At 68.4% G+C, this 12,220-nt stretch carries 7 protein-coding genes and 3 tRNA genes; 7 read left to right on the top strand and 3 right to left on the bottom strand.

What is annotated here, in order from left to right; all coding sequences use genetic code 11:
* Positions 1 to 1,645: methyl-accepting chemotaxis protein (locus Q0S71_RS14755; RefSeq protein WP_295997051.1), on the bottom strand; the 1,645-nt coding region annotated here is incomplete at its 3' end.
* A gap of 79 nt (positions 1,646 to 1,724) precedes the next feature.
* Complete coding sequence (locus Q0S71_RS14750; RefSeq protein ID WP_295997047.1) at positions 1,725 to 2,231, bottom strand: chemotaxis protein CheW; 507 nt, start codon at positions 2,229 to 2,231, stop codon at positions 1,725 to 1,727.
* 290 nt (positions 2,232 to 2,521) lie between these two features.
* Between Q0S71_RS14750 and Q0S71_RS14745 the strand changes: the two genes are divergently transcribed.
* The 3 genes from Q0S71_RS14745 (at position 2,522) to Q0S71_RS14735 (ending at position 7,845) form a co-directional block, all read left to right on the top strand.
* Positions 2,522 to 4,105, top strand: a complete 1,584-nt coding sequence (locus Q0S71_RS14745) for a DUF3369 domain-containing protein (protein ID WP_295997044.1) — start codon at positions 2,522 to 2,524, stop codon at positions 4,103 to 4,105.
* 349 nt (positions 4,106 to 4,454) lie between these two features.
* A complete protein-coding gene (locus Q0S71_RS14740) occupies positions 4,455 to 6,107 on the top strand; it encodes a tetratricopeptide repeat-containing response regulator (RefSeq protein WP_295997041.1) in 1,653 nt (550 codons plus the stop codon).
* 187 nt (positions 6,108 to 6,294) lie between these two features.
* Positions 6,295 to 7,845, top strand: coding sequence for an HDOD domain-containing protein (locus tag Q0S71_RS14735; RefSeq protein WP_295997039.1), 1,551 nt, complete (start codon positions 6,295 to 6,297; stop codon positions 7,843 to 7,845).
* A 27-nt stretch (positions 7,846 to 7,872) separates the two neighbouring features.
* Here the strand turns inward: Q0S71_RS14735 and Q0S71_RS14730 are convergent, their stop codons facing one another.
* Positions 7,873 to 11,313 (bottom strand): EAL domain-containing protein, encoded by a 3,441-nt coding sequence (locus Q0S71_RS14730; protein WP_295997036.1) that lies wholly within the window; start codon positions 11,311 to 11,313, stop codon positions 7,873 to 7,875.
* A gap of 216 nt (positions 11,314 to 11,529) precedes the next feature.
* Between Q0S71_RS14730 and Q0S71_RS14725 the strand changes: the two genes are divergently transcribed.
* The 4 genes from Q0S71_RS14725 to Q0S71_RS14710 form a co-directional block, all read left to right on the top strand.
* Positions 11,530 to 11,613: transfer RNA gene (locus Q0S71_RS14725), tRNA-Tyr, on the top strand.
* 45 nt (positions 11,614 to 11,658) lie between these two features.
* A tRNA-Gly gene (locus tag Q0S71_RS14720) sits at positions 11,659 to 11,732 on the top strand.
* A 45-nt stretch (positions 11,733 to 11,777) separates the two neighbouring features.
* Positions 11,778 to 11,852 (top strand) — tRNA-Thr (locus Q0S71_RS14715).
* A 110-nt stretch (positions 11,853 to 11,962) separates the two neighbouring features.
* The coding region (locus Q0S71_RS14710) for a GTP-binding protein (RefSeq protein WP_295996845.1) at positions 11,963 to 12,220 on the top strand (258 nt) is incomplete at its 3' end.

Here is a 12,220-nt window from a genome sequence, read left to right as displayed (position 1 = left end):
CGGCCGCGGCCAGCTTGCGCGGCGCCAGCGCGGGCGCCGCCTTCGGCGCCACGGCGCGCGGCGCCGGAACCGGCACCGGGCTGCGCGGCGGCGCCGGCTGGTCGATCAATTTGAAGATGCTGACCGACTGCGTCAGCATGCCCGCCTCGTCGAGCATGGACTGCGCCGCCGCCGCCGCCTGTTCGACCAGGGCCGCGTTTTGCTGCGTCATCTCATCCATCTGCGCGATGGCCTCGTTGACCTGCTCGATGCCCAGGCTCTGCTCCTGGCTGGCCGAGGTGATTTCGGCCATGATGTCGGCCACCTGCTTGACCGAGGTGACGATCAAGTCCATGGTCTGTCCGGCCTCGTCGACCAGGGCGCTGCCGCCGTCGACCTTGTCCACCGAGTCGCCGATCAAGCCCTTGATTTCCTTGGCCGCCGTGGCCGAGCGCTGCGCCAGGTTGCGCACCTCCGAGGCCACCACCGCGAAGCCGCGCCCCTGTTCGCCGGCGCGCGCCGCCTCCACCGCCGCGTTCAGCGCCAGGATATTGGTCTGGAAGGCGATGCCGTCGATGACGCCGATGATGTCGACGATCTTGCGCGACGATGCCTTGATCGAGGCCATGGTGTCGACCACCTGCGCCACCACCGCGCCGCCGCGCACCGCCACCGACGACGCCGAAATCACCAGCTGGTTGGCCTGGCGCGCGTTGTCGGCGTTTTGCTTGACGGTCGACGTCAGCTGCTCCATCGACGAGGCGGTTTGTTCCAGCGAACTGGCTTGCGATTCGGTGCGGCCCGACAGGTCCAGGTTGCCGGCCGCGATCTGGCCGGACGCGGTGGCGATGGTGCCGGTGCTGTGGCGCACCGCGCCGACGGTGCGCGACAGGCTGGCGTTCATGTGCTTGAGCGCCAGCAGCAGCTCGCCCGTTTCATCGTTCGACTCGACGGCGATGTCGGTCGTCAGGTCGCCGTCGGCCACCGACTTGGCGATGGCGACGGCATGCGTCAGCGGCGCCGTGATCGACTGCGTGATGGTGTAGGCCAGGGCCGCCGACAGCAGCAGCGCGGCCACGCCCATGGCGATCATCATGGTGCGCGAAAAGTCGATGTCGGCGGTGGCGTGCCGGCCGCCTTCCTCGATCGCGTCGCGGTGCATGGTCACCATGGCGGTGGTCAGGTCGAGCAGGGCGTCGAGCGCGGGAAAGGTCTCGCTGTTCATCAGCGCGGCGGCGCCGTCCTTGTCGTCGCCCTCGACCAGGTCGGCCACTTTCAGGAACGACGTCGTGTAGACGGCGCGCGCGGCCTGCAGCCTGGCCAGCAGCGCTTTTTCGTCGGCCGTTTCATTGAGCCGGCCCAGCGTGGCCAGCGCGGCGTCGATGGCCTTCTTGTCCTGGTCGATGCGCTCGTAGCTCTTGGCCCGCAAGGCCTTGTCGGTGACGATGAACAGCGCCAGCGTGCGGCGCGCGTCCTCGCGGGCGGCGGCGTCGATGGTGACGGCGGCGGCGGTGCTCGGCAGGTCGGTCTGGACCACGGCGCGGTTGGCCGCGCCGATCGAGGCGAAGCGGCCGATGGCGGTGGCGATCATGATGAGCATCAGCAGCAGCACCAGGCCGAAGCCGGCGCGCAAGCGGGTCTTGATTTTGAATTGACTCAGGTTCATGGCGATTCCATTGGTGCGGGGTGGTGTGGTGCGGTGTGGCGGGGGACGGGCGCGGCGGCGCAGGCGCCGCACGCGCGGCTCAGCTGGCGATGGTTTCCATCAGCCCCATTTCGGCGCTCGACATCATGCGGTCGATGTCGACCAGGATCAGCATGCGCTCGTCGATGGTGCCCAGGCCGATCAGGAAGTCGGTGTTGACGGCGCTGCCCATCTCCGGCGCCGGCTTGACCTGCTCGGGCGTGAGCGTGGTCACGTCCGACACCGAGTCGACCACCATGCCGACGATGCGCCCGCCGATGTTGAGGATGATGACCACCGTGAACTGGTCGTACACCGGCGTGCCCAGGTTGAACTTGATGCGCATGTCCACCACCGGGATGATGATGCCGCGCAGGTTGATGACGCCCTTGATGAATTCGGGCGCGTTGGCGATGCGGGTGACCGCCTCGTAGCCGCGGATTTCCTGCACCTTGAGGATGTCGATGCCGTATTCCTCGGAGCCGAGCGTGAAGGCCAGGTATTCGTGGCCGGCGATTTCCTTGCCGGAGGCGTGTTCGCTGCCGCCGTTGCTCGCATTCGCTTGCATGGTGTGGTCCTTTTTAAAAGAGGGCGCCGCCCGAGGGGCGCATGCCGGCGGTGGTGGCCGGGCACGGTCGGGCTAGAGTATCAGAGTCTGGCGCGGATTACGAGCGCGGGCGGGGCGCTTGCCGCAAATTGTCACAGGCGCCGGCGCCGCCTGTGACCGCGGCGCCGACAGTCGCGTCAAAGGGGTTGTCACGTCCGGCTAATCTGATTATGCTAGGTCCGTGATCGTCGCCCAGGTCCCTGCAGGTCCCTGCCTAAACGCCGCCCACGTTGTGCCCTTCAGGAGAATGTATGACCGATTCCAATGCCGCTGACGAGAACTGGTTGATCGACGAAGACGAGGAGGAGCCGGCCCCCGGCGGCCTGAAATCGCCCGACCAGCGCTTGTGGCGCGTGCTCATCGTCGACGACGACGTCGACGTCCACGCCGTCACCCGGCTGGCGCTGCGCAACGTCAGCTTCAAGGGCCGCGAGCTGGAGCTGTTTTCGGCCCACAGCGGGCGCGAAGCCTACGACATCCTGCGCGACACGCCCGACATCGCGCTGGTGCTGCTGGACGTGGTCATGGAAACCGACGACGCCGGCCTGATCCTGGCGCGCCGCATCCGCGAGGAGTTGCACAACGCCATAGTGCGCGTGGTGCTGCGCACCGGCCAGCCGGGCCAGGCGCCGGAGCAGCGCGTCATCATCGAATACGACATCAACGACTACAAGGCCAAGACCGAGCTGACCACGCAAAAGCTGTTCACCACGGTGATCTCGGCGCTGCGCGCCTACGAGAGTTTGAACATGCTCGAGCGCAGCCGCATCGGCCTCGGCAAGATCCTCGCCGGCGCCACCAATCTGTACCAGATCCACTCGCTGCGCGAATTCGCGTCCGGCGTGCTCAACCAGGTCAGCGCCATCCTCGACGTCGGCGCCGACGGCGTGCTGTGCCTGATGCAGGGCGACACCGGCGTGACCACCGTGGTGGCCGCCACGGGCGGCTATTCGACGCTCAACGAGGCCGAGCTGATGCCGGTCGGCCACCCGCTGTGGCCGACCATCGCCAAGGCCTTCGCCGAAAAGAAAAGCCAGTTCGAGCATCCGGCCAACGTGCTGTTCATCCACACCCAGGAAAACCGCGAGGTGGCCATTTCGGTGACGCCGCCGTGGCCGCTGGCCCAGATCCAGCGCGACCTGCTGGAGGTGTTTTGCCAGCGCATCGCGGCCGCCTTCGACAATCTGTACATGTTCGGCCAGCTGCGCAAGGCGCAGGAGGCGACCGTGGTGGCGCTGGCCGACCTGGCCGAGTTCCGCGACAGCGGCACCGGCGGCCACGTGCGGCGGGTGCAGCAGCTGTCGTCGGCGCTGGCGGCGCGCATGAAGGGGCGCGGCGTCTATGACGACGAGCTGACGCCGCAGCTGCTCGACATGATAGGCCTGGCCTCGATTTTGCACGACGTCGGCAAGGTGTCCACGCCCGACCACATCCTGCTCAAGCCGGGGGCGCACACGCCGGAGGAGCGGGTGCAGATGCAGTCCCACGCCGCCGTCGGCCGCACGATACTGGAGCGGGCCGCCAACATGGTCGACGGCGTCAGCTACCTGACCTATGGCGCCGAAATCGCCGGCGGCCACCATGAGCACTACGACGGCGCCGGCTATCCCAACGGCCTGGTCGGCGCCGCGATCCCGGTCTCGGCCCGCATCGTCGCCGTGGTCGACGTGTTCGACTCGCTGCTGCACGAGCGGCCGTACAAGGAACCGTGGCCGCACACCGAAGTGATGAGCTATATCACGGAGCGCGGCGGCAAGCAGTTCGATCCCGAAGTGGTGGCGGCGCTGCTCGACCTGATCGAGCGCGATCCGAGCATCGGCCACACCCCGGCGTAAGTGCGGGGGGAGCGGGACGCGGGCTGGCGGCGCCAGGGCCGCGACATGGCAATCCGGGGTCAGACCCCGCCACAGTTCAGTGGCCGCAGTCGGCGCCGGCGCCGGCGGGGTCTGACCCCGAAGTTGGCGTCCGTGGCCAGCCCTCTGCCATTCCGCCGCTGCCGCCGTCCGCCTCCACCGTCCGCTCCACCCTGTCTCCCAATTCTCACACAAAGCCACCGAAAGTCATTCGCCGGCCGGCCCGCCGTAATATACTGCGGACACGGGCAGCCGGTCGCCGCGTCGTTTGCGGCCGTGCGGTCGTCATTGCGCCACATCCTTGCGCAGACCGATAGGCATCACAACTCACATGAATCAAATGAAGGGCCTCGCGGCGCTCATTATCGAGCCCCACCAGGGCATGCGCGCCAGCCTGCACAATATGCTCAATCTGTGCGGCCTGGGCCGCATCGACGACGCGCCCAATTCCAGCCAGGCGATCCGCCAGCTCACGCTCAAGCAGTACGACCTGATCCTGTGCGAGTACGACCTCGACGGCGGCCAGGACGGCCAGCAAATGCTGGAAGACCTGCGCCACCACCGCCTGATCCCGCCGTCGGCCATCTTCTTCATGGTCACCGGCGAAGGCCAGTTCGACAAGGTCGTCAGCGCGGCCGAGCTGGCGCCGGCCGACTACATCCTCAAGCCCTTCGCCGCCGACAGCATCCTCGAACGCATCGCCCGCGCGCTCGACAAGCGTGCCGCCATGCTGCCGCTGCACCAGCTGGTCGAGATGGGCAGCCAGCGCGAAGCCATCGCCGCCGCCGTCGCCGGCGCCGCCCGGCACCCGCGCTATGCGGTCGACTTCCAGCGCCTGCGCGCCGAGATGCACGTGGCGCTGGGCGAGCCGGAGCTGGCCGAGCCGATCTACCAGGAACTGTACGCCACCAAGAATATCGGCTGGGCCCGGCTGGGCCAGGCCAAGACCCTGTACCTGCGCGCGCGCTACGGCGAGGCCCAGGCCATGCTGGAGGAACTGCTGGGCCAGCAGCGCCGCTTCGTCGACGCCTACGACTGGCTGGCCAAGACCCACGTCGCGGCCGGCCAGCTGGCGCAGGCGCAGGCCGTGCTGGGCGACGCGGTCGGGCTGTCGCCGCACGCGGTGCGGCGGCTGCGGCGGCTCGGTGAGGTGGCGTTCGAGAACGGCGACGTCGAGTGCGCCGAGCGCGCGTTCAAGCAAGTCGTCAGCCGCGCGCGCTACTCCGAATTCCGCGACCCGGAAGACCACGCCCGGCTGGTGCAGACGCTGGTGCTGAAGGGCGATCCGGTGCAGGCGGCGGCCGTGATCCGCGACCTCGACAAGACCATGTCCGCGCACCGCAACGGCGCCGTCTGCTGCGCCATCGCGGCCGCCATGCTGCACGAGTACACCGGCAACGACGAGCGCCTCGGCGTGGCTCTCGACAACGCGCTGGCCGGCGCGGCGCAGGCGCAGGGCTTGTCCAACCACCTGAAGATCGAACTGGCGCGCGGCTGCCTGCTCAACGGCCGCGATGAGCAGGCCGCCGACGTGATGCGTTCCGTGATGCGCAACGCCGGCGACGGCGCGGCCATGGACAAGGCGGTGGCGATGTTGCAGCAGTCGGGCCACGGCGAGCTGGCGCAGCGGCTCGAGCGCGAGAGCCGGCAAGAGGTGGTCGAAATGGTGGCGGCCGGCGCGGCGCTGGCCAAGCAGGGCGACTTCCGCGGCGCGGTCGAGCTGATGCTGGACGCCGTCGGCAAGCTGCCGGACAATCCGCAAGTGGTCTTCAACGCCGCCGTCGCGGTGCTCAAGTGCCTGGAAAACACCGGTTGGGACGAACGCCTGGGCCAGCACGCGCTGGCGCTGATCGCCGGCGTGCGCCGCCTCGACGCCGCCTATCCCAAGCTGAACGCGCTATCGACGCTGCACCAGCAAATCCTCAAGAAATACCATATCCGCGCCGGCCGCCGCGCCGAGGCGCCCCGGGCGGCGGCGGTCTAGTGCCGCGAGCCGGGGCCGGATGCCAGAATTGACGTTGGCGGCGGGCGGGGCAAGACCGGGGATCGGACCACGGTTCCGCATGAATCTCTGGAAACCGCGGTCCGACCCGGTTTTCGCGCTGTTGGGTCGATGCCAGTTGACGCTACAATGGTCCATAATGAAAAGATCCGCCTAAATATGGAGCATCATGGAGCCGTTGCCGCCGTCCCCGCCATCCCCGCTGCCCGCTGAGCCGCGCCCGGTGCGCGGGCCGCTGCTGAAAAAACTGTGCGGCGACGAGGGCCTGTTCGCGCTCGGCGTGTCGGTGGCGCGCGTGGTGCAGCTGGCCGATTCCGAAGACCAGGGCACGCAAAGCCTGGCCTACTACGTGCTGGCGGACGTGGCGCTGACGCAGAAGATCCTGCGCCTGGCGAACACCCCGACTTACCGCACCGCCTCGTCGAGCGCGGTGACGACGATCTCGCGCGCGATCTCCCTGCTCGGCTTCGACAACGTCAAGACGACCGCGCTGGCCATGCTGCTGGTCGACACGCTATCGAACAGCAAGCACGCGCAGAGCGTGCGGGTGGAGCTGGAGGCGGCCCTGTGCGCCAGCCTGGTGGGCCGCGAACTGGCGCGCATGAGCGCCTACCAGGGCGCCGAGGAAGCGTCGATCGGCGCCCTGTTCAAGAATATCGGACCGCTGGTGATCGCCTCGCAGGAGCACGAGCGCTTCCGCGAAATCGCCACCCTGATGGCGACCGGCCAGCACACCCAGGCCCAGGCGTCGCAGATGATCTTGGGCAGCACCTACGACACGCTGTCGGCCGCCATCCTGCACGAGTGGAAAATCCCGGACGTCATCGTGCGCTCGCTCAGCGCGCTGGCGCCGGGACGGCAAAAGCCGGCGCTGAACCGCCAGGAGTGGATGCGGCAGGTGGTGTCGTTCAGCATCGACGCCGCGCGCATCATGGCGCGCAAGCTGCATCCCTTCGACAGCGTGGAAGGCCAGGCGCTGCAGCAGCGCTACGGCGTCGCGCTCAACCTCGACACCGACAAGATCGCGCAACTGTTCGACACCGTCAGCGGCGACATGGCGTGCCTGCTCGACAGCATGCACCTGGGGCCGCAGCAGGAGGTGGCCGAGGAGAGCGCCGAGGGCTTGCCCGATGTGCTGCTGCTGGCGACCATGGACGCCGGCATCGGCGAGCCCGACGGCGCCCACCCGAGCGGCAAGCCCTTCCACGCGCGCGACCTGTTGCTGGCCGGCGTGCAGGAAGTCACGCAGATGCGCGCGGCCGGCCGCAGCAAGGTCAACGAAGTGATCCAGACGGTGCTCGAAACGCTGTACCGCAGCATGGGCTTCCGCTTCGCCACCGTGTGCCTGAAGGATGTGCGCAGCGGCCAGTACCGGGCCCGCATCGCGTTCGGCGAAAAGCACGCGGTGCGGCAGGTGGGGTTCGCCTTTCCGCTGCTGCCGCAGAACGATTTGTTCCACCTGGCGATGGAGAACGACGCCGACCTGATGATCGCCGACGCCAGCGCGCCCAAGATCCGCGACTTGCTGCCGCGGTGGCACCGCGAACTGCTGCCCGATGCGCGCAGCTTCATCGTGCTGCCGCTGGTGGTGCAGGGCGTGCAGCTGGGCCTGTTCTACGCCGACCGCGTGCAGCCGGCGCCGGAAGGCGTGCCGCCGGACGAGACCTCGCTGATCCGCGCGCTCAAGGGCCAGGTGCTGGTGGCGTTGACGCCGGGCTAGCGCGGCGCTGGCGCGGCCCTGCCGCCTTCAACCCGCCTCCACCCGCAGCATCGCCTCGAAGGCGTGGGCCGGCATCGGCCGCGCGAACAGGTAGCCCTGCGCTTCTTCGCAGTGCTTGGCGCGCAGAAAGTCGCACTGGGCCTGGGTTTCGACGCCCTCGGCCACCACGCCCAGTCCCAGCGAGTGCGCCAGCGCGATGGTCGCCGCGACGATGACGGCGTCGTTCGGATCGGTCTCGATATCCTTGACGAAGCCGCGGTCGATCTTGATGCGGTCGAGCTCGAACAGTTTCAGGTAGCTGAGCGACGAGTAGCCGGTGCCGAAATCGTCGATCGCCACCTTGATGCCGCGCGTGCGCAGTTCGCGCAGCAGCACGCGGCTGCGCTTGGGGTCTTGCATCGCGGCCGATTCGGTGATTTCCAGCTCCAGCAGCGCGGCGTCGACGCCGGTGGCCGCCAGCAGGCGGTCGAGCAGCGGCAGCAGGCCGGCGCCGTGGCACTGGCGGGCCGATAAGTTGACGGCCAGCCGCAAATGGCCCAGGCCCTGTTCGCGCCAGCCGACCAGCAGCGAAAACGCCCGTTGCAGCACCCAGTCGCCCAGCGGCAGGATCAGCCCCGACTCTTCGGCGATGGGGATGAAGCGGTCCGGCGCCACCATGCCCAGCTCGGGATGGTGCCAGCGCAGCAGCGCTTCGGCGCCGATGACGCTGAGGTCGGACAGGCGGATCTGTGGTTGCAGGTAGAGCTCGAACTCGTGCTGCTCCAACGCCAGCCACAGCCGGTTTTCCAGCAGCAGCCGTTCGTGCGTGGCGGCGTTCATCGCGCCGGAAAAGAACTGGAAATTGCCGCGGCCCTGGCTCTTGGCGGCGTACATGGCGGTGTCGGCGTGGCGCAGCAGGGTGCTGCCGTCGTCGCCGTCGCCGGGGAACATGGCGACGCCGACGCTGGCGCCGCTGTGCACCGTCTGGCCCGGCAGGTGGTAGGGCGCGCCCAGCGCGTCGACGATGCGCACGGCGATGCCGCCGGCCTCGTCGGGCGTGATGGTGCCGGAGGTGACGACGATGAATTCGTCGCCGCCGAGGCGGGCGATGGTGTCGACTTCGCGCAGCAGCTCTTGCAGGCGCCCGGCCACCGCTTGCAGCAGCAGGTCGCCGGTCTGGTGGCCGTGCGAGTCGTTGATTTTCTTGAAGTGGTCGAGGTCGATGAACAGCACGGCCGCCGCGCCGCCGTTGCGGCGGGTCTGGGCCAGCAGCAGGTCGAGCCGCAGGTTCAGGGACAGGCGGTTGTCGAGGCCGGTCAGCGGGTCGTGGTGGGCCAGCTTGTGGATGCGCTCCTGGGCCCGCTGCTGTTCGGTCAGGTCGTGCAGGATGGCGACGAACAGGTGCTCGTCCGGCAAATCGACCTCGCTGACCGAGATCGCCAGCGGGAAGCGGCCGGGCCGGGCGCCGCCGTCGCCGTCGCCACCGCCGTCACCACCGCCGCCGTCATCGCCGCCATCGTCATCGCCGCCATCGTCATCGCCGCCGCCGTCATCGTTGCCACCGCCGTCGCCGTCTTGATGGCGGTCCTGGCCGCCGTCCGCGCCGCCGCGCCGACCATCGAGGTGGTGTTCGTGGCTGGCGCCGGCGGCGATGCCGCGCAGCAGGGCGGCGGCGCCGTCGTGCGCCGCCCGCGGCAGCAACCGCGACAGCGGCAAGCCCGTCATCGCCTCCGGCGCCAGGCCGAACAGGCGGCCGGCGGCGGCGTTGGCCGACAGCAGCGTGCCGTCGGTGGCGATGGTGAGGATGGCGTCGGCCGCCTTGTCGAGGATGGCTTGCAGCCGCGCTTCGCGTTCGCGCAGGCGCGCCGTGCTGTCCTTGACCTGGCCCTGGATGCGGGCCCGCTCGCCGCTGATGAGCATCATCAGCGCGCCGAGCAGCGCCGTCAGCAGCAGGCCGCCGCTGAACACGGTCCAGCTTTGCCAGCCGTGGTGTTGCAGCACATACAGCGGCGTGGGCGCCAGCGTCAGCTGGTAGATGCGGCCGCCGAAATGCAGCTGGCGGTGGAAGTCGCCGCCCGCCGCCGGCCGCCGCAGGCCGTCGCGCAGCACGGCGGTGGCGCCGCTGGCGTCGCTGTCTTCAAGCCGCACCAGGAAGTCGGGGAAGTCGATCTGCTTGAGCGCCTGGTCCAGATAGGCGTCGATGCTCAGCGCGATCAGCAGCGCGCCGGTGACGTCGCGCGCGTGCTCGCGGGCGCCGTAGGTCGCCTGCAGCAGCACGATGCCGCTGGCGCGGCTGTCGCGCAGCAGCCGCAGCGGCGGACTGGCCGTCGGCTGGCCCGATTGCAGCGCGTATTGCAGCGTGGCGCGGCGCGGCGCGTCGGACAGGTAGTCGAAGCTCTGGTAGGTGGGGCTGCGGGCCGGCTCGACGAAGGTGGAGACGAAGTACTGCGCCCGGCGCCCGGCGCGCCGCAGCGCCGTCACCGGCGTGGCCGCGCCGGGCGCCGCTTCGCGGATCTCGAAGCCGGGGGCGATGGTGAGCCGGCCCCACTGCTCGAACGCGGGCCGCTCGGCGTCCGACACCGGTTTCAGCCAGGCCAGCGACAGCAGCTCGGGGCGCTGGTCCAGATAGCCGCGCGCCAGGTTGCCGAAATCCTCGGCCGTGAGGCGGCCGCCGGCGTCGTTGAGCGCCTTCGACATGGCGTAGATGAAACGTTCGTGTTCGCTGAACTGGGCTTGCAGCACGTCGCCGGTCTGCTGCGCCTTGAGGCGGAAGGTTTGCAGCTGCTGCGACACTTCCCAGCGGTCGGCCTGCAGGTAGATCAGCACGAAGGCCGCCGTCGACAGCAGCAGCGGCACGCCGAGCAGGGTGCGGCGGCGCCACCACAGCGCGCGCGGCTGGCCGATGACGATCCACAGCAGCGGCGCCGCCAGCAGGATGCCGCTGGTGTCGCCCATCCACCAGGCCAGCCATTCGAGCGGCAGTTCGCGCCACGGCAGCACGCCGACCATGGCCATGCCGCCCAGCGAGGCGCTGCTGCTGATGAGGGCGATGGCCGGCGCCAGCAGCAGGAAGCGCACGACGTCGCGGCCGGAGCCGATGCTGGCGTCGATGTAGCGGCGGAACAGGGCGCTGCCGGCCGCTGCCTGCAGGGCGGCGCCGAGCGCGGAGGCCAGCGCGCCGAGCAGCGCGGCCGCGCCGATGGTGCCGGTGTTGAGCCAGGGATAGACCAGGTTGACGCTGAGCGAGCCGAGCGCGATGCCCGGCAGCATGCGGCGGCCGCCGGCCGTGCAGGCGGCCAGCGCCAGGCCGGCCGGGGCGAACAGCGGCGAGGCATAGCCGGGCGGCAGCGCCAGCAGCAGGCCGGCGCGTCCCAGCAGCGTGTAAGCGGCCCACAGCGCCAGGTTGAGCAGCCAGGTGCGGCGCGCCAGGCCCTGCCACAGCGGCTGCCAGCGGGACCATCCTTGCCAGGCGCTGCTGCGGCGATTCACGATGGGCGCTCCGGGTAAAGGAATAGGGGATGGTGCCAGCTGAGATTGTATAGGAAATATGACAACGCAATTTGCAACCTAAAAACAACACTTGCACTTTTGATCGAGGTGCAGTTACAATCTCGCCCCGAAGCGGACGGTTCTTCCCGCAGCGATAAAAGTCGCAGCGGGGCTTGACAGGTCCAGGTAGTTGCTTCATACTCTGCGGTTCCTCGCGGAGGGGTGGCCGAGTGGTTAAAGGCGACAGACTGTAAATCTGTTCTTTCGAGTACGCTGGTTCGAATCCAGCCCCCTCCACCAAGTTGCAGAGCAGCTGGTAATAGTAGTGAAGATGAATGCAACCTCGCGGGTGTAGCTCAATGGTAGAGCAGAAGCCTTCCAAGCTTACGACGAGGGTTCGATTCCCTTCACCCGCTCCAGTTGAGCTGCGATGCAAGGTGCAACGCATCAGCAGCGCAAAATCAGCCCTTTTAGCTCAGTGGTAGAGCACTCCCTTGGTAAGGGAGAGGCCACGTGTTCAATCCACGTAAAGGGCACCAGAATTCGCGGTACGCAGTATCGGCAGCAATATCAGCAGCAAATCAAAACAGTAATTCAGGCAGTCGGGCGCAAGTCCGGGCAATCTCAACAAAATCGTTAGGAGTCTAAAATGGCAAAAGGTAAATTCGAACGTACTAAGCCGCACGTCAACGTCGGCACCATTGGTCACGTCGACCACGGCAAGACCACCCTGACGGCTGCGATCGCAACTGTGCTGTCGAAGAAGTTCGGCGGCGAAGCCAAAGCATACGACCAGATCGATGCGGCACCGGAAGAAAAAGCGCGCGGCATCACCATCAACACCGCCCACGTCGAGTACGAAACCGCAGCGCGTCACTACGCTCACGTTGACTGCCCAGGCCACGCC

The sequence above is a fragment of the Rugamonas sp. genome (genome assembly GCF_025354735.1).
GTDB lineage: Bacteria > Pseudomonadota > Gammaproteobacteria > Burkholderiales > Burkholderiaceae_D > Rugamonas.
This window is presented reverse-complemented; position numbering and strand designations above follow the sequence as displayed.

Coding starts and splice junctions, on each gene's coding strand:
- Q0S71_RS14735 (WP_295997039.1), top strand. CDS start 6,295: ATGGAGCCGTTGCCGCCGTCCCCGCCATCCCCGCTGCCCGCTGAGCCG.
- Q0S71_RS14740 (WP_295997041.1), top strand. CDS start 4,455: ATGAATCAAATGAAGGGCCTCGCGGCGCTCATTATCGAGCCCCACCAG.
- Q0S71_RS14750 (WP_295997047.1), bottom strand. CDS start 2,231: ATGCAAGCGAATGCGAGCAACGGCGGCAGCGAACACGCCTCCGGCAAG.
- Q0S71_RS14745 (WP_295997044.1), top strand. CDS start 2,522: ATGACCGATTCCAATGCCGCTGACGAGAACTGGTTGATCGACGAAGAC.